Origin of the sequence: Mycobacterium sp., assembly GCF_019247615.1 — a bacterium.
Classification (GTDB): Bacteria; Actinomycetota; Actinomycetes; order Mycobacteriales; family Mycobacteriaceae; genus Mycobacterium.
Map to the genome: position 1 here is coordinate 1 of NZ_JAFBAT010000068.1, position 16,503 is coordinate 16,503.

The 16,503-nt window shown below is 67.4% G+C and carries 17 protein-coding genes; 7 read left to right on the plus strand and 10 right to left on the minus strand.

All coding sequences use genetic code 11. The annotated features are described in order from the left end of the window. Both JO059_RS04520 and JO059_RS04525 read left to right on the plus strand, forming a co-directional pair. On the plus strand, positions 1–1,209 hold a 1,209-nt coding region (locus tag JO059_RS04520), incomplete at its 5' end, for a long-chain-acyl-CoA synthetase (RefSeq protein WP_293314912.1). A gap of 193 nt (positions 1,210–1,402) precedes the next feature. Continuing rightward, positions 1,403–2,401, plus strand: coding sequence for an ATP-binding cassette domain-containing protein (locus JO059_RS04525; protein ID WP_293314913.1), 999 nt, complete (start codon positions 1,403–1,405; stop codon positions 2,399–2,401). Positions 2,402–2,452: 51 nt separating this feature from the next. Here the strand turns inward: JO059_RS04525 and JO059_RS04530 are convergent, their stop codons facing one another. Further along, positions 2,453–3,256 carry a rhomboid-like protein gene (locus JO059_RS04530; RefSeq protein ID WP_293314914.1) on the minus strand — a complete coding sequence of 268 codons (804 nt, stop codon included), beginning with the start codon at positions 3,254–3,256 and terminating at the stop codon, positions 2,453–2,455. Between the two features lie 331 nt (positions 3,257–3,587). On the opposite strand from JO059_RS04530, the gene JO059_RS04535 reads away from it, so the two are divergent. After that, the gene (locus tag JO059_RS04535) at positions 3,588–4,790 is read left to right on the plus strand and encodes a cytochrome P450 (RefSeq protein WP_293314915.1); all 1,203 of its coding nucleotides are present in this window, start codon (positions 3,588–3,590) and stop codon (positions 4,788–4,790) included. Here JO059_RS04535 and JO059_RS04540 read toward each other — a convergent pair. Next, complete coding sequence (locus tag JO059_RS04540; RefSeq protein ID WP_293314916.1) at positions 4,787–5,356, minus strand: TetR/AcrR family transcriptional regulator; 570 nt, start codon at positions 5,354–5,356, stop codon at positions 4,787–4,789. The genes JO059_RS04535 and JO059_RS04540 overlap by 4 nt on opposite strands. 269 nt (positions 5,357–5,625) lie before the next feature. On the opposite strand from JO059_RS04540, the gene JO059_RS04545 reads away from it, so the two are divergent. Then, the gene (locus JO059_RS04545; protein ID WP_293314917.1) at positions 5,626–6,366 is read left to right on the plus strand and encodes an SDR family NAD(P)-dependent oxidoreductase; all 741 of its coding nucleotides are present in this window, start codon (positions 5,626–5,628) and stop codon (positions 6,364–6,366) included. A 254-nt stretch (positions 6,367–6,620) separates the two neighbouring features. On the opposite strand, the gene JO059_RS04550 is transcribed toward JO059_RS04545, so the two are convergent. The 4 genes from JO059_RS04550 to JO059_RS04565 all read right to left on the minus strand — a co-directional run bounded on the left by JO059_RS04550 (position 6,621) and on the right by JO059_RS04565 (position 9,459). Then, the gene (locus tag JO059_RS04550) at positions 6,621–7,406 is read right to left on the minus strand and encodes a fructosamine kinase family protein (RefSeq protein WP_293314918.1); all 786 of its coding nucleotides are present in this window, start codon (positions 7,404–7,406) and stop codon (positions 6,621–6,623) included. 118 nt (positions 7,407–7,524) lie between these two features. After that, the gene (locus tag JO059_RS04555) at positions 7,525–8,511 is read right to left on the minus strand and encodes an SDR family NAD(P)-dependent oxidoreductase (RefSeq protein WP_293314919.1); all 987 of its coding nucleotides are present in this window, start codon (positions 8,509–8,511) and stop codon (positions 7,525–7,527) included. Positions 8,512–8,530: 19 nt separating this feature from the next. Next, the gene (locus tag JO059_RS04560) at positions 8,531–9,211 is read right to left on the minus strand and encodes a cutinase family protein (RefSeq protein ID WP_293314920.1); all 681 of its coding nucleotides are present in this window, start codon (positions 9,209–9,211) and stop codon (positions 8,531–8,533) included. Positions 9,212–9,285: 74 nt separating this feature from the next. Next, positions 9,286–9,459: a CsbD family protein gene (locus JO059_RS04565; protein ID WP_293314921.1), complete on the minus strand. Its 174-nt coding sequence runs from the start codon at positions 9,457–9,459 to the stop codon at positions 9,286–9,288. A gap of 102 nt (positions 9,460–9,561) precedes the next feature. Here JO059_RS04565 and JO059_RS04570 point away from each other — a divergent pair, with 102 nt between their 5' ends. Next, a complete protein-coding gene (locus tag JO059_RS04570; RefSeq protein ID WP_293314928.1) occupies positions 9,562–9,726 on the plus strand; it encodes a hypothetical protein in 165 nt (54 codons plus the stop codon). Between the two features lie 42 nt (positions 9,727–9,768). Continuing rightward, entirely contained in the window at positions 9,769–11,088 is a 1,320-nt protein-coding gene (locus JO059_RS04575; RefSeq protein ID WP_293314927.1) for a serine hydrolase domain-containing protein, read from the plus strand. On the opposite strand, the gene JO059_RS04580 is transcribed toward JO059_RS04575, so the two are convergent. The 3 genes from JO059_RS04580 to JO059_RS04590 are packed head-to-tail and all read right to left on the minus strand — an operon-like array spanning position 11,050 to position 14,598. Further along, positions 11,050–12,105 (minus strand): dihydrodipicolinate reductase, encoded by a 1,056-nt coding sequence (locus tag JO059_RS04580; RefSeq protein WP_293314922.1) that lies wholly within the window; start codon positions 12,103–12,105, stop codon positions 11,050–11,052. The two genes, JO059_RS04575 and JO059_RS04580, sit on opposite strands and share 39 nt — an antisense overlap. Before the next feature lie 16 nt (positions 12,106–12,121). Further along, entirely contained in the window at positions 12,122–13,279 is a 1,158-nt protein-coding gene (locus JO059_RS04585; protein WP_293314923.1) for a hypothetical protein, read from the minus strand. After that, positions 13,276–14,598, minus strand: a complete 1,323-nt coding sequence (locus JO059_RS04590) for a hypothetical protein (RefSeq protein ID WP_293314924.1) — start codon at positions 14,596–14,598, stop codon at positions 13,276–13,278. The genes JO059_RS04585 and JO059_RS04590 overlap by 4 nt, the downstream gene beginning before the upstream one ends. Positions 14,599–14,702: 104 nt before the next feature. Here JO059_RS04590 and JO059_RS04595 point away from each other — a divergent pair, with 104 nt between their 5' ends. Further along, the gene (locus JO059_RS04595; protein ID WP_366516147.1) at positions 14,703–14,996 is read left to right on the plus strand and encodes a hypothetical protein; all 294 of its coding nucleotides are present in this window, start codon (positions 14,703–14,705) and stop codon (positions 14,994–14,996) included. Between the two features lie 13 nt (positions 14,997–15,009). Here JO059_RS04595 and JO059_RS04600 read toward each other — a convergent pair whose 3' ends face one another. Then, positions 15,010–16,386, minus strand: a complete 1,377-nt coding sequence (locus JO059_RS04600) for a CHAT domain-containing protein (RefSeq protein WP_293314926.1) — start codon at positions 16,384–16,386, stop codon at positions 15,010–15,012. Positions 16,387–16,503 lie beyond the last annotated feature (117 nt).

Below are 16,503 nucleotides of genomic sequence, written 5' to 3' on the forward strand. Positions count from 1 at the left end.
ATCCGGGCTAACGATGCGGCTTTCTACATCTTCACCTCGGGCACCACCGGAGCACCCAAAGCCAGTGTCATGACCCACTATCGGTGGCTTCGGGCGCTCGGCGGCTCGGGCGCGCTGGGCATGCGGCTGAAGAGCAGCGACACGCTCTACTGCTGCCTGCCGCTCTACCACAACAGCGCCCTGACCGTGGGAGTGTCGGCGGTGCTGGGCGCCGGTGCGACCCTCGCGCTGGGCCGGTCGTTCTCGGCATCGCGGTTCTGGGACGAGGTCATCCGCTACGACGCGACCGCGTTCCTCTACATCGGCGAGATCTGCCGCTACCTGCTCAACCAGCCGGAAAAGGACACCGACCGCAAGCACCGGGTGCGCCTCATCGCCGGCAACGGCCTGCGGCCCGACATCTGGGACGAGTTCACCACCCGCTTCAACATTCCGCGAGTCGCGGAGTTCTATGGGGCCAGCGAGAGCAACACCGGGTTCATCAACATCTTCAACATTCCAAAGACCGCCGGCATCTGCCCGACTTCGGTCGCTTTCGTCGAATACGACCCCGACACCGGCGAACCGCTCCGTGACGACCACGGCCGCGTGCGCAAAGTGCGCGGCGGTGAGCCGGGGCTGCTGCTGAGCAAGGTCACCAAGAAGCAGCCGTTCGAGGGCTACACCGACGCGGAAGCCAGTGAAAAGAAGTTGGTGCGCAATGCTTTTCGCGATGGTGATGCGTGGATCAATACTGGCGACCTGATGCGCCCGCAGGGCTTGCGGCATGCGGCGTTCGTCGACCGGCTCGGGGACACGTTTCGGTGGAAGGGCGAGAACGTCGCCACGACCGATGTCGAAGCTGCCGTGTCGGCCGCTCCGGGTGTCGAAGCCGTCACGGTCTTCGGGGTTCAGGTGCCCGGGACTGACGGGCGTGCCGGCATGGCCGCCGTGGTGCTGAAGGACGGGCATCAGTTCGACGGTAAGGCGTTGGCGGACACCGTCTATGAACGCCTGCCCCGCTACGCGGTGCCGTTGTTTGTGCGGGTGGTCGATTCGCTGGAGCAGACGTCGACGTTCAAAAGCAAGAAGAGCGGTCTGCGCGAGCAGGGGTATGGTCCCGAGGTCGACGATCCGTTGTATGCACTGAACGGTCAAGAAGAGGGCTATGTGCCCTATTACGACGAATTCCCCGGCGAGGTAGCGGCAGGGTCCCGTCCCAAGAGCTGACCATCCTGGAAATGGCGCGGCAAATGCGCGGAGGAGACATGCCACCGGTGGACTGGAGGGTCTCACCGCGCGCGTGCAGCTCGCCTTGGAAGCAGCCCGGCGCGCCTGACTGCGTTTGCCCTGCTGGCCAACGGCTATCCCCGTCGTACGGGCGCTTGCTCGGGTATGGCGAAATGATCTGGGGAGATTGCTGATGGGCATCGGAATTTCGGTCCGAGGACTGACCAAGTCATTCGGATCCACGCGTGTCTGGGAAGACGTCACGATGGACATCCCGGGCGGTGAGGTCAGCGGGCTCATCGGCCCGTCCGGAACCGGCAAGTCGGTGTTTTTGAAGTCGTTGATCGGGCTGCTGCGCCCCGAGCGGGGGTCGATCATCATCGACGGCACCGACATCATCGAAAGCTCCGCGAAAGAGCTGTACGAGATCCGCCGGCTATTCGGCGTCATGTTCCAGGACGGCGCGCTGTTCGGCTCGATGAACCTGTTCGACAACACCGCCTTCCCACTGCGCGAGCACACCAAGAAGAAGGAAAGCGAGATCCGTGACATCGTCATGGAGAAGCTCGAGATGGTCGGCCTCGGTGGCGACGAGAAGAAGTTCCCGGGCGAGATCTCCGGCGGCATGAAAAAGCGCGCCGGGTTGGCGCGCTCGTTGGTGCTCGACCCGGAGATCATCCTCTGCGACGAGCCGGACTCCGGTCTGGATCCGGTGCGCACCGCCTACCTATGCCAGCTGCTCATCGACATCAATGCCCAGATCGACGCCACGATTCTGATCGTGACCCACAACATCAACGTGGCGCGCACGGTGCCGGACAACATCGGCATGCTGTTCCGGCGCAGGCTGGTGATGTTCGGACCGCGCGAGGTGCTGTTGACGAGTGACGAGCCGGTTGTCGGGCAGTTCCTCAACGGCCGCCGCATCGGCCCGATCGGCATGTCTGAGGAGAAGGACGAGGCGACGATGGCCGAAGAGCAGGCCATGGTCGACGCTGGTCAGCACGCGGGCGGTGTGGAGGAGATCCAGGGCGTACCGCCGCAGGTGGTCGCGACACCTGGGATGCCCGAGCGCAAGGCGGTCGAGCGGCGTCGTGCTCGGGTCCGGGCGATGCTGCACACGCTGCCGCCAAAAGCTCAGCAGGCCATTCGCGAAGATCTCGAAGGCGACCAAGCGGGCGCGCGGCGCTGAGCCTGCTGACGACAGCAGGCGGCGGCTGACCGGGACGCGGCAGGACGGCTTTCAGCGGTGTTCGGTACTCGCGGCAGGCTGCATTCCCGACCGCGCTCCCATGCGGTCGCCGAGCAGCCCGATCACCATGCCCGCCAAGCCGCCGGCCGTCGCCACCGTCGACGACCCGGACAGCAGCAAGTAGCCGAACGCTGCACCGACGGACAGCAAAGCCATTCGTATCGGTGTCCAGGTCGCCGCCGCAGGCAGTCGGAACGACAATCCGATGCCGAGCAGCAGCGCCAAGACGTGTCCCACGGCGGTGAAGTTGAAATCCGCCGCGACCGCCGCGGTCACGGCGATGCCGAGCCACCAGCCAACCCAGGCGCTGCGCCAGCGCGATGGTATGGAGACCGTCAGCGCGCCCAGCACACAGACCGCGCCGTAACTCGTCCCCACGTCGGTGGCCCGCGCGATGGACAAAGGGAGCCATCCGGCCTTGAGCGCGACGACCAACCCTGCCGCGACGAGCAGTGTGGCACCGATGTGACCGACCGCGAACGCCATCACCAAACCCCGGGCGCGCCAGATCAATTCGCCCAACGCCAGCAAGCACACCAGCCCGGGCAGCCAGACGTAGATGTCACCGCCGTCGTCGACGAACGCGCTACCGACCAGGGTGCTGAGGTGGCCGTGCGAGAGATTGTGCAAGTTCGTGCTCATGCTGCTGACCACGAGCTCGCGCGCGTGCTGACCGAGCGTGCTCAGCCAGAGCGAGACGGCGACCAGGACGACGGCATACCCCGCGGTGATACGCACCGACATCGCCGCCGTCGCCCACCTACGCGATGCCGGCAGCAGCTCTAACAGGGTCACACCTCCACCATGCAGGTTCAACACGACGTCGGCCAGCTTCTTTACGAAGCTTTCACAGCCGCGTGACCAATCTTCACGAACGGCCCGCCAGCGGCTCCCACACCTGACGTCGCCGCCGCCGCGCCGGATCTTGACGGTTCCGTCTCGATGCTGCTACACATGGCGTGCAGTCCAAGTTGGGCGATCGCCCAAGATGTCGAATCGAGGTTGTCTTGACGGGCCGGATGGGCGGCAAGGCCGCTTTCGCGACCGGCGCGCCGAAGCGCGCTGCATCACCGGCGTTGCGCTCCCCGTGGACGTCCGGGAGCTGCCTGAAGTAAGGAACGCATCGATGACCGTGGCAAACGACACTGACGTTTACTACGACCCCTACGACGTCGGCATCATCGCCGACCCGTACCCGGTCTACGCGCGGCTACGCGAAGAAGCCCCGATCTACTACAACGAGCGATACGACTTCTGGGCCATATCAAGGTATTCCGACGTCGAACGGGCGTTGGCCAACTGGGACGTTTTCTCCAACCGGCGAAGTGACATCCTCGAGTTGATCCAGTCGAAGTTCGATATGCCCGGCGGCGTCATGATGTTCCAGGATCCGCCGGAACATACCAGGCTGCGCGGTCTGATGTCACGAGTGTTCACGCCGCGCCGGATGGCCGAGCTGGAGGACCAGATTCGCCGGTACTGCGTCCGCTGCCTGGACCCGCTGGTGGGGTCATCGGGATTCGACATCATCGCAGAGCTCGCTTCCATGATGCCCATGCGGGTGATCGGTATGCTGCTGGGAATCCCCGAATCCGAACAGATCTCGGTTCGCGACGCCAACGACGCCAACCTGCGCACCAAGCCGGGCGCGCCGCTCAAGGTCGCCGACGCGGACTCCATCGCCGACGGCCGGATCTATGCCGAGTACGTCGAATGGCGATCAAGGAACCCGTCGGACGACCTGATGACGACGCTGCTCAACGTCGAGTTCGACGACGAACATGGCGTCCACAGAAAGCTGACCCGCAACGAGGTGCTGCACTACACGCAGGTGGTCGCCGGTGCGGGGAACGAGACCACAGGACGGCTGATCGGCTGGCTGGCCAAGGTGTTCGCCGAGCATCCCGAGCAGCGCCGGGAGGTCTACCGGGATCGGTCGCTGTTGAACCGGGCCATCGACGAGACGTTGCGCTTCGAGCCCACCGGTCCGCACGTGGCTCGTTGGATGGCAAAGGATTTCGAGTGCTACGACACCACGGTCCCGAAAGGCAGCGCCATGCTGCTGCTGTTCGGCGCCGCCAATCGCGATCCCCGCCGCTACGCCGATCCCGACAAGTTCGACGTTCACCGCGACAACATCTCGCACATCACGTTCGGCAAGGGCGTGCATTACTGCCTGGGGGCCAACCTGGCCCGCCTCGAGGGCCGCGTCGCGCTCGACGAAATTCTCAACCGCTGGCCCGAATGGGATATCGATTACGAGACAGCGCAATTGGCGCCCACATCGACGGTCCGAGGCTGGGAGCGGCTACGGGTTGTGCTGCCCTAACGCGGTGGTGGCATCTCGAATCGGTCGAGGAATCGCGTGACCAGCGCGACGGCCTCTTGATGGCCGACTGCGGCCCCGAGCGCTTGTTCCAATATGAGCATGCGGCCGACCGCCGCAATGATGAGCGCCAGGCCGACTGGCGGGAATTCCGTTGTGTCCAGGCCATGTTCGCGAACCATGAAGTTCAGCGCGGTGGTCTGCATCTCGCGCCACCGTTCGGACCAGGCCGCAATCTCTGCCCTGATTTCCTTGCGGTGGTTGCCAAGACCCATGAACTCAAGCAGCAGTCTGGTGTCCTTGGGTTCGGTGAGGGTCTCCCAGAAAGCGTGTAGCGGTCGGTCGGAGGCCAAAGCCTTCTGTTGCCGCTCGAGATACGCGGCGGCGCCACGCCGAAAGACATCCAGGTAAAGCTCATCCATCGTGGGGAAGTAGTAGTGCACCAATGCCGGTTTGACGCCGGCCTTGGCGGCCACCCGACGCGACGTCGCCGCGGCGTACCCCTCCTCGACCATGAGCTGAATCGTCGCGGCTATCAGCGTGTCGCGAGTGGTGGTGCCCCTGGCCATCAACGGACTCTAAATTGGGCGATCGCCAAACTCAAGCGCGGGACCCGGTGGCCCGTGGGCCCGATAGCCAACGCCAACGGCGTCCTGAGCACCGCCTCGACTCCGCAGGAGGCCCCTCCACGGGCTGGAAAGCCTGCGGGCGCGCGCTCACCGCGAAATAACGTCGTCATCGCCTTGGCTAACCGAACGAAATCGATGGTTTTCGTAAGCCGCAAAGGGATTCGCCGTTCGACATTCAGACGGCCGATAACACTCGATAGTGTTTGACGGTGCGCACTTCGCTTGAGCTGAACGGTTGCACGGCGCTGGTAACAGGAGCAAGCGGAGGCATCGGCAGCGCGATCTGTGGACGCCTCGCGCGTGATGTTGGGAAGATCGCGGTGGCCTACGGCCGGAACGCTGAGGCAGCCGAGAGAATAGCCGGTGAGATTCACTCCGCCGGCGGCACCGCGAGAGCATTCGCAGCTGACTTGGCAGACCCGGATGGCCCGGATCGATTGATCGAGAACGTCGAAGCCGCGTTTGGACCCGTGGACATTCTGGTGGCCAACCACGGTCATGCGCGGCAAGCCTCCTACGAGGACGTCGATGCCGCAGCGTTCGATCACACGCTCTCAATTAACCTGCGCGCGTCATTCCTGCTCGCGCGCCGCACTTTGCCCGGTATGCGTGAGCGCGGCTTCGGTCGGATCCTGTTCATCTCATCGGTCGCGGCGTTTCGAGGCGGGGTGATCGGTCCTGACTACGCCGCTTCGAAGGCTGGGCTGCACGGCCTAGCACACTTCCTGGCCAACCGCGTGGCCGCAGACGGCGTAACCGTCAACGTCCTTGCGCCCGGCTTCATTGAAACCGCGATGTTGCCCGGCGACCCGCAAGCGCTGGCCACCGCCACGTCGGTCGGCCGGGTCGGCCAACCCGACGAGGTCGCTGATCTTGCGATTGCGATCTTGCGCAACGGATACGTCAACAGCCAGGTGGTCAGCATTGACGGCGGGATGTATCCGCGCTAAACGGAGCGCAATTCCGCCATGTCAGGGATCCCCGCGATGCGATCCCCTCAGGGGACCCATCTCGCCATCATTGCGTCCAACATGCACCGCGCCATCAGCTCGATAGGTTTAGAACGAGTCTCAGCGACGAAACGATTCGTGAGCGTCTTGGGTTGGCTTGCCGGCAAGGGCCCGTATTCGCGCTCAATCGGTTAGGTGAGACACGTGGGATCGCCGTAGGTGAATGCTCAGCGAATGACACAGGATTTGAGAACCTACACGGCCAGGGCGGCGCGGGCCGCGGCGTGCGTCTGCCCCGCGTAGCCCCCGCCGAACAGCACGACGTGTGCCAGGAGCGGAAACAACTGGTGTAGCCCAATGCGGTTGCGCCAGCCGGGTTTCAGCGGGCGCACCCGCTGGTAGCCCTCGAGGATGGCGTCGTGGTGCGGGCAGCCGAAGAGCGCAAGCATCGCGAGATCGGTTTCGCGGTGACCGGCGTGCGCGGCGGGGTCGATCAGCACCACCCCGTCCGGTGTCCACATCACGTTGCCGCTCCACAGATCGCCGTGCAGCCGGGCCGGCCCGTCGTCGTCATCGAAGTCGCCGGCACGGCAGCGTGCCGCGACCGAATCGAGCGTGGCGCGCGTCGAGGCGTCGAGCCGCCCCGCCGCGAGGTCGGCCATCGGGGCCAGCCGCTCGTCGGCGTAGAAAACGCCCCACCGGCGGTGTCGCCGCAGCGACAACGGCAGGGGCTGCGATAACGGCCCGAAGAACCCCGGGCCGTCCCAGCCGTCGGGGCCGGCGCCGAACGCCGCGGCACCGGCGTCGTGCGTGAGCGCCAGCCGCGCGCCGAACCCGCGCGCCGCCTCCGGGGACGGAGCCACCGAATCAAGCCGTTGCAGGGTGAGGCTGGCGGCGTCGAACGCGGTGACCTGGACGCACGGCACGCCGCCGCCGACGCTCGAAAGCCATTGCAGCCCAGCGGCTTCCCATGCGAAGAAGCCGGTCGGTGCGCGCGGATGGCGCTTGACGAAGTCGCGCTTCGGCGTGGACGCGCTCATTCTTGCAACGGTAGCGTCGTGCGCGCTGTGATTCGCTTCGCGACTGTGGGGCCTATGGACGGATTCGGGGCAGCTTCCGTGCATAGGGCCCACGCTCGGCGCCGTATGCGTCAGCTGCTCAGCTGCCGGCGCGACGAAGGGCCGCGAACGTGTCGGCCATCGTTTCGTGCGGATCCCGATACTTGATGCCGAGCTCTCGCTCGCTGGGCGAATCGTCGGAAGCCGGCATCTGGGTGTAGTACTGCATCCCGGCCCAGGTGAACGGCGTGTCGAACGGCAGGAATCGGCCCGCCGTGTCCATGACCGCACCGGCCACGCGCAGCGCGGTGTCCGGGATCGGAATGGCGACCATCGGCGTGCCGGCGACGTCGCCGAGCATGCTCGCGAGCTCGGCCGCGGGAACGCGATGGCCACCCGCGGTGTACCGACGCGGCCCGCGCCCGGGCTCCAGCAGCGCCGCGTGCAGGGCGGCCAGGTCCCGCACGTCGACAACCAACCAGGCCGCGCTGCGCCCGGGGATCGCATGCATCTGCAATGCCGCCCTGACGCCCTCGCCGGCCTCACCGAATTGGTCGCCGACCGGCGGACCGAGCACCATACCCGGATAGGTGATGTTGACCGGTGCACCGGCGTCCTGCAGTCCGCGGGCATAGATCTCAACCTGGGCCTTCGACGTGCCGTATCCGTCGGCTCCCCCGACGACGGGCAGGTCCGCCGTCAGCGTCTCCAACCCGGGATGGAACAGCGCGGTGAAACTCGACACGTGGACGATCGGGTCCAGGCCGAGCTCGACGGCCTGCCCGAGGACGTTCTGCGCGCCCTGCATGTTCGTCGTCAGCATGTCGTTGGTCTGGCGCGGGTCCGTCGCCACCAGGGCGGCGCTGTGCACCACGGCGTCACAGCCGCCCAACGCGTCGCGGACCGACACGCGGTCGGTGATGTCCCCGACGGCGAAGTCCGAGATGTCGACGCCCAGCTTGGCGACGGAGGTATGCAGCCGATCGGGATTTCTAACCAGGAAACGCACGGAGTGGCCCGCGTCGGCGATGGTTTTGGCGGTCCATCCTCCGACGAATCCCGTCCCGCCCGTGATCAGAACGCGCAAGCTGTCATTCCGCAACGGACTACAGGTGATTCGCGGCGTAGGTGGCTGCCTGCCCGGTCATGCCGTTGAGCGTATAGGTCGCGTGCGCGAAGGCGTCGTTGCCGTCACCGCAGATACCGTCGCCCGGGGCGCACAACTGGAGGGTCTTCGGTTGATACAACGGGCCGATGACGATCACGGGTGCGCCGTACTTCTGCAGCCACGGGCCCGACGGCGTCCCGAACAGCGTGACCGCTGCGACATGGTTCGCGATCTCCGGCGGCATCGGCTGCGGCACCATCGATGCCGGCACGCCCGGCGGGATGGTCGCGGACGTGACGAAACCGGCGACCGCGGCGCCCTGGGAGTAGCCGCCGAGCACCTCCCTGGTCTTGGGGCAGTTCGCCGCCATCGACTCGAGATGAGAACCGGCGTCGCGGATGCCGTCGATGACGGTCAGCGGGAAATTGGGGTTGCTGAAATCGGTGCTGGCCTGGTAATTGACGGGGTAAACGCTCAGCGAGCGCCCGCCGATGTCGCCGCGCAGCGCGTCGACGAACGATTGGCCGACACCGCCGACCCCGGGTGGCTCGCCGCTGCCGCGGGCGAACACCACTTCGACGTCGGGGCACGGCTCCGCGAATGCCCGGGGGGCGGGGGCGGCGAGCAGCACGCACACTGCCGCCGCCGCCACCCCCGTGACGAACGCACCGGTCTTCATCGCCGCCCACCCGCTTCGCATCATTGGTGCCCTGTACCCGATATTCGACGCCAGACGCGGCGCGGATCGCGAACTTACTTCTTGAAGGCGTCCTTCACCTTTTCGCCGGCATCTTTCAGGCTGGACTTCGCCTGATCCGCCTGGCCTTCGTTCCGGGTGTCGTGATCGCCGGTGGCCTTCCCGACGGCCTCCTTGGCCCGGCCGCCCAAATCCTCGATCTTGTTCTTCAACTTGTCTTCGCCACTCATCCGTGCAGCCCTCCTCAACGGTTACGTGAATTGCCTGTGGTGGCTACCCCGCCGCGGGCGTTCCTGAAACCCAACGGCGCCCGGCCTGCCATTATGGAACTCGTGAGCACCGCAATCGTGGTGGCGATCGTGGCGACGCTGATGATCCTGGCCGTCGCGATGGTGGCCAATCAGCTCCTCCGCCTGAGGAAGTGGCTCAATGCCTCGGGGCAGTCACAGCCCCCCGACAAACCGCCCGGCGAGGAAGCCCACAAGCCCCCGGAGTAAGTCGTGTGCAGGGCCCTACGGGGCTGATAGCTTCGTTTCGTGATGGCGACGCGGCCCGGATCATCGCTGCTGGTGTCCGACGATGGTTTGCCGCGCGGGGTATCCGGTGCCGCCGACCCCCATTTCGGCAACGTCATCAGGGTGTTTTCCCGGCTGTTCTTCGGCCGCCGGTTCGGCGGCGGGGCGCTGTCCGTCTACATCGACGGGGTGCCGGTCGTCGACGTCTGGACGGGCTGGTCGGATCGCGCCGGCACCCAGCGCTGGACCGCCGACACCGGCTCGATGGTGTTCTCGGCGACCAAGGGTGTCGCGTCGACGGTGATTCACCGGCTGGCCGACCGGGGCCTGCTGTCGTACGACGACCCGATGGCGAACTACTGGCCCGAATTCGCGGCCAACGGCAAGGGCGACATCACGGTTCGCGATGTATTGCGGCACCGGTCGGGGTTGTCGCATCTGCGGGGCGTCACGAAGGCCGACTTGATGGACCACCTGCTCATGGAGGAAATGCTGGCAGCCGCGCCCGTCGACCACTTGCGCGGCGTCCAGGCGTACCACGCGCTGACCTACGGCTGGCTGCTGTCCGGTCTCGCCAGGGCGGTGACGGGCAAGGGCATGCGCGAGCTGATCCGCCAGGAGTTGGCGCGCCCGCTCAACACCGACGGCCTGCATCTCGGGCGTCCTCCCGCGGCCGCACCGACGAGGGCGGCGGAGATCCTGATGCCGCAGGGAAAGCTGCGCGCTCCGGTGTTCAACTTCATCGCACCCAGGCTGGCCGGTTTGCCCTTCTCGGGCGCCGTCGGGGCGATGTACTTCCCCGGCGTCATCTCCCTCGTCAAGGGCGATACGCCGTTCCTGGACGGGGAGGTGCCGGCGGCCAACGGCGTGGTGACGGCCCGGGGCCTGGCGAAGATGTACGCCGCGCTGGCCAACGGCGGCCGCATCGACGGCAAGAAGTTCTTGTCCGCGGAGCTGGCGCGCGGTCTGACGGGCGAGCCGCGACGCAAGTGGCCCGACGCGAACATGGTGGTGCCCATGCCTTTTCACCTGGGCTATCACGAATCGCCGGTGCCGGGCCTGCTCAGCGGCTTCGGCCACGTCGGACTGGGCGGGACCCTCGGCTGGGCCGATCCCGAATTCGGCAGTGCATTCGGGTTCGTGCACAACCGGCTGTTGACGCCGCTGCTCTTCGACATGGGGTCGTTCGCGGGTTTGGCCGGCCCGCTGCGCAAGGCCATCGCGGCGGCCCGCCACCAGGGTCCGCTCGAGGTGCCTCGGCTCGGCGCGGCCTACTCCAAACGGGCGACGGTCAGCCCCCCGGCATCACACCTTCGCGTAGCCGCGGGGAAGCGTCAGGGGTAGGTCGGCGTACGTGACGATCCCCGGCGGCGCGGCCACCACGGCCGGGATCGCGTTGATGGTGGGCATCGCCGTCATGATGTGACCGAGGGCCATGAAGTCGGCGATCGTCTCGGCCTGGAAATACGGCGGGGGAAGGAAGCCGATCTTGGTGGTCACCGTTGGCTGCCCATCGATCTGGATGACCCAGCCGTCCTGGTCGATTTTCCAATCCGGTTCCAGCGTCTGCCCCTTGCGCCACCGGACGTTGAGGTCAATCAGCGTCTTGCCGTTGACCACGCCCTGCCAGCTGATGTAGACCCCGGCCACGCAACCCGCGGGTATCGTCCAGGAGCCCAGGTCGAGATCGGCTGTGGTTTGGGCGAGTTCGGCCACGCAGCGCACCTCGTCGAGCTCGACGCCCAGCGCGTCGGCCACCAGCCGGACGGCCTCGCCGAAGATCGCGGTCCCCTTGCGCGCCATCGCCTGCAGCTCCGGGTGGTCGATGGGCTGACCGAAGCCCACCGGCTTCTCGGTGTCGGGCGAGTCGTAGAACGTGGTGTCGGCGGCTTCGTTCACGGTGACCTTGTCGATCCGGTTGCACACCATGGCCGATACGATCGCCAGCAGCTCGGCGAAGCCCGGGCTGACACCGGACCCGAATATCGTCGATCCGCCCCGCCGGCAGGCGTCGACAATCCGGTCGCGGCCTTCGCCGAGGTTCTGTCCGGTGATGAACGACGCCGTCGTCACCACGTTGACGCCCGCGGACAGGATGCGAACCAGCTCTTCGACGTCAATCCACATCGGGTTGTAGACCACGCAGTCCGGCTTGAGCGCGAGCAACGCGTCGACGTCGTCGGTGGCCGTCACGCCCAGCGGGGAAGTGCCCGCCAGTTCGCCGGCGTCGCGGCCGACCTTCGCCGCCGACCAGGCGTAACAGCCCACCAGTTCCAGCCCGGGATTGTCCGCGATCGACCGCAACGAGCTTTTTCCGACGTTTCCGGTGTTCCACTGCACAACCCGATATGTGTTTGGCACTCGCTCAGCATAGGGCCTAATACTCGGACTCGGCGGCCAAAATCTCGGCCAGGAACGCGTCGTTCGGGGGCCGGTCCAATCGCCCCCGCGCCCACCGGCGAGCCCGCTCCCGTGCCGCGCGCGTTTCCGTCCCGCCCTCGGCGCCGACGATCACCGACGTCGCCGACCAATCGTGGACCCACGCCGCGGATTCCGTCAGTGGCCCCCGCCGGTCGGCGACCAGCGGGAGGGTCGCGCGGCCGTCGGCGTCCAGGGCGCCGCTGCCGCCGATGGCCCCGGAGCGCAGCCGCACCTCCACTCCCGTCGCCGGACCCGGTCCGATCAAGTCCGCGCGCACCCGCGCGACCACCGACGTCCCGGCCACCTCGACTGTCCACTCGACGGTGTCCTCGGCCGCGTCGAATATGCCGGGGGGCACGGCAGTCCAGTTGATCGACGTGACGCCCCGGGCGATCCGGACCGCGTCCGGCGGTGCCGCGTCCGCGCCGGCGGCCAGCGCATAGTCATCACGACGGCCGCTTGGCGTCGTTACGGCAGTTCTCGACACTTCTCGCGAATCATCCAGGTAGGCATGCAATTCCGGCCATCCGACGCCGTCGATGCCGACTTCGTCGGCCAGTCCGGCACCGGCGCGCACCAGATCGAGTATCCGCGGATCGCCGTCGCGCGCGTGCATGCCCAGTGCCGGCGCGTGCGGCGCGAGCAACTCGACCACGTCGGAATCGAGGGTGTCGTCGAAGAAGTACCCCTGCGCACCGGCGGTCAGCAGCGCGACCTCGACGTCGAGCAGGGCGCGGTCCAGGCCGGCGATGCCGTCCTGCCGACTGGCGGGCCACCACCGGCGCAGCCAGTGGCCCACGGCCAGCCTCCGGAGCGGGTCCAGGGAACCCGGGACGATGTCGACGTCGGCGAGCTCGACGCTGCTTGCGGCCCCGGCCGTGGGAGCCGACTCCACGGCGGAAGCCAAAGCCACATGGCCGGATTCGCCGAGGACACGCCAAAGCCACTCGGCGCGGGCTACGTCGGTGAACGTGATGTGGGGGGAGGTGTCTTCGGGTGCGGCGTCGATCACCCACGACAGCACCGCGCCGCTGACTTCGAGCACCGCGACCAATGGTGTCGCGACGGTGACCGGGCCCGTGGTCCAAAGACCCGAATCCGCAACGAGTCTCACCCGGCCACCTGCAATTCCAGCATCGCCTTGATCCGTTGCCGGTGGTCGAGGCTCACCGATCGCGCGACCCCTTCGAGCAGGGAGCGCACCTCGTCGACGTCGTCGCAGGGCTCCTGCCACACGTCGCGTCCATGCAGCCGCGCCCAGAGCCTGCTCAGGTAGGGCTGCGCGTACGCGGCCAGATCCTCGACCACCTGCCGTTGGCGCGGATGAATCGGCCCGCCGTCGGCGAGATAGCGCCGAGCGTGCAGCACGTAGGCCTCTTTGCGCAACCGGGCCTGGATCTGCGCCGACAGTGCGTAGCGGCTCGAGACCGATGGGTCCAGGGGATTCAAGTCGATGGCCACCTCGATGCCGGCCACCAGCGTCGCCTGTTTGTCCTCGCACAACAGCCCCCACGGCGCGCATGCCCGGTCCACCTCCTCCTCGCACAGCAGCGGGACGTCGGGCAAGGCGTCGCGGTCCAGGGCGCGCCGCAGCGTGGCGCGCACCCGGTCCACCACGCTGCGGTCCAGCGGACGATCGCTGTCGGCGCCGCCCGAGACGCGTGGGGGGCGTTGCGGCTCAACAGAAGTCAAGCCGAGCTGGACTATGGACCAGGGCAGGCCGTCCGGCGCCCCATCGGAGCGGGTCAGCGCGCCCAGGTTGTACGGCGTGGCGTCGACGATCATGGCCGCCCACACCCGTTGCCGGGCCGAGGCGGCTCGATGGCTGCTCGCGGGTCCGAGCACCGTATGGAGCTCGGCCATGAAGGGACCGGTCACCGTCTGGCCGGGCCGCACATCGCGCCAACTGCGGGCGAGCTGATCGGCGAGCCTGGCGACGACATCCGGGGCGGCCACGTATTCGTGCAACACCTCGATCGAGGTGCGGTCCCTGCCCTGGTGGATATCCTCGAGCACCGCGGCGGCCGTCTCCTGATCATGCGGTGACGGTGGGCCTTTCGTCACCGCGAGTTCGAAGCACACCGGAAAATACAGCTCCTGGGCGTTGCCGGTGCGTATTCGCCGCCGGCGGCGCTCGAGCTTCAGGGCCTCGAACCACGCTGCGGCGGAGCGCATTTCGGCCGCACTTCCCACTATCAGGTCATGCATCGCCGCGGCCGTTTCCGGCGCGACGACGGGTGCCGAGTACTGGGGGTTGGATCGCAGCCGGAGCACCAACGGGTCGATGATGCGTTTGACGGTCCTGCTCAGCGGGCCGCCGTCGTCGCTGCTGAGCACCTCGACGCCGGGACCGATCGCCCGCCACGCCGCGTCGATCACCGACCGGCGCGGGTGGCCCACGGCGACGGTCGCGATCTGCGAATCCGCGCTCATCAGCACAGGATAGGGGCATCGCGAAATTATCGGCAGTCGAAAAGTTGGGTTCGGTAGCCGAGCGGAGGCCGCAGGCTGGTCCCATGAAGCAGCTGTTGGTTTCGATGTGGCAACTCGCGTTCGGCCGGCCTGCGGCCGCGCGGGGCCGCTCCGTCGGTGTCGGCACCGTGCAGAAGGTCGGCGACGAGCGCCAAGTTTTCATCGAGGTCGTCGCCGTGTCCGGCGAGACGTTCATCGGCAAGTTGGCGCCGGTAGCGAGTTGCGACCGCGACGAGGTGGTGTCGACGCTGCGCCCCGGACTCGTGGTTTTGGTGGCGTTCGATCCCGCTGCGCGCGAGGAGCTTTCGTTGCCGGATGATGTGCTGGCCGTGCACGCGTCATGGCTGGCGTCGGTGTGAACGCCGGGTAAGGCTACCGCGCACCGTCCACCGCGAAGGTGACCAGGGCACCCCAGTACAGCGGGCTGGCGCCGGCGTCGCCGTCGCGCCAGCGGCGCAGTTGCGCCCGCTGCCATTGATTGACCGCGCAGCCCGCGTCGGTGGCTTCGTGTGCGCGATCGGTGGCAATGACGACGTCGGTCATCGGATCGACCTGTTCGCCCCGGGCCGTCCCGTGCGCAAACCGCCGATACGCGGCGGTGGTCGGCAGCGACCACAACGTCGCGGTGACCAGCTGCGCACCCCCCAGGATCATCGCCGCAACCAGGCCGGTCGCCTCGTCGAACTGATAGTCCCCGCCCGATCCGCAGGCCAGCAGGGCAACCCGCGGCGGCATCGGCAGCCGCAACGACATCAGGTCCGAGGCGGTCAAGGGACGGTGGTCGCTGATCGCCTCGGCGTCGCCCGGTAGCTCCGCGGTACAGGCCAGGTGGAGGGCGGCCCGATCGGCCCGGTCGGCTTGTTGCCGATCCCCGCCGCCGGAGCTTGCATGTCCGACATAGATGAGCCTGCTCGGGGCTTGAGTCAGCAGCTTGGCCAGCCAGCTGCGGTCGGCGCCCGGCCGGCGAAACAGCTCGACCACGTCGTCGACCTCGGGCAGCACCGGTCGGCGTTCCATCAGCTCGCGGAAGTGCCGCGCCAATCGCGTCTGCGACGACGGCCTGCCGAGCACCGAGCCCAGCGCGGAGTCCGGCCGTTGCCCGGGCACCCGGGGGTCGAGAACCAGGAGGGGCGGGCCGTCGCGCCTGGCCTCCCAGCCCGCCGGCTCCCGCGGTGAGTGCACGATGTTCGGCGGCACCGCCATCAGCACGTCGACCAGTTCCATCAGCCGTTGGCCGTCGGTGCGTGCCCCGATATCGTCCAGCTGCCAAGGGATTTGGGCGGCGACTCGGCCGCTGCGGGTGATGGCATCCTGGCGGGCGCGTACCAACTCCTCCTTGCTCGGTCCCGATTTCGGCACCGCGAGCAGTCCCCAGGGGACGCGTGCCAGCCGAGCGCTGGGCGAGACGAACAGCACCGCGGGCGGCGAACCCGCGCACTCCGTCAAGAGCTGCCATCCCACGGAGCCGATCAGCAGCACCCCGAGAATGTAGGCGGCCGTGAGCTCGGTATCCGGCGTCGCGAAAGGACCTGCCGCCAAAGCACGTTCGATGGCGTCACGGCGGCTCTCGTCACCCCGTGGCTCGGGCAGAGCGCCGGTGAGCTCCTGTAACGCCGCGAGCAGTATCGGGTCCTCAACCACCCAATTCACGGTCCTCGACGGCTGCCCGACGATTCGCAGACTGCCGTAGGTGACGATCCCCACGTCGGCGTACCGCAGAACCAGGGTCAGCCGGTCCGAATCGCTCACGGCCAGGTCGACCAGGCCGGCTCGGCGGCGGTGACTTCGCGGCCGTAGCGCTGGAAAGCCAGTGCGCGATAGTGACTCATGATCGGCGCGCTGCCGGGCTGCATCTGCAGCGGCGGC

Bases quoted from the DNA above. Each gene is read 5' to 3' on its own strand.
- JO059_RS04595 (WP_366516147.1), top strand. From the start codon at position 14,703: ATGTGGCAACTCGCGTTCGGCCGGCCTGCGGCCGCGCGGGGCCGCTCC.
- JO059_RS04590 (WP_293314924.1), bottom strand. From the start codon at position 14,598: ATGAGCGCGGATTCGCAGATCGCGACCGTCGCCGTGGGCCACCCGCGC.
- JO059_RS04575 (WP_293314927.1), top strand. From the start codon at position 9,769: ATGGCGACGCGGCCCGGATCATCGCTGCTGGTGTCCGACGATGGTTTG.
- JO059_RS04535 (WP_293314915.1), top strand. From the start codon at position 3,588: ATGACCGTGGCAAACGACACTGACGTTTACTACGACCCCTACGACGTC.
- JO059_RS04550 (WP_293314918.1), bottom strand. From the start codon at position 7,406: ATGAGCGCGTCCACGCCGAAGCGCGACTTCGTCAAGCGCCATCCGCGC.
- JO059_RS04560 (WP_293314920.1), bottom strand. From the start codon at position 9,211: ATGAAGACCGGTGCGTTCGTCACGGGGGTGGCGGCGGCGGCAGTGTGC.
- JO059_RS04540 (WP_293314916.1), bottom strand. From the start codon at position 5,356: ATGGCCAGGGGCACCACCACTCGCGACACGCTGATAGCCGCGACGATT.
- JO059_RS04565 (WP_293314921.1), bottom strand. From the start codon at position 9,459: ATGAGTGGCGAAGACAAGTTGAAGAACAAGATCGAGGATTTGGGCGGC.
- JO059_RS04525 (WP_293314913.1), top strand. From the start codon at position 1,403: ATGGGCATCGGAATTTCGGTCCGAGGACTGACCAAGTCATTCGGATCC.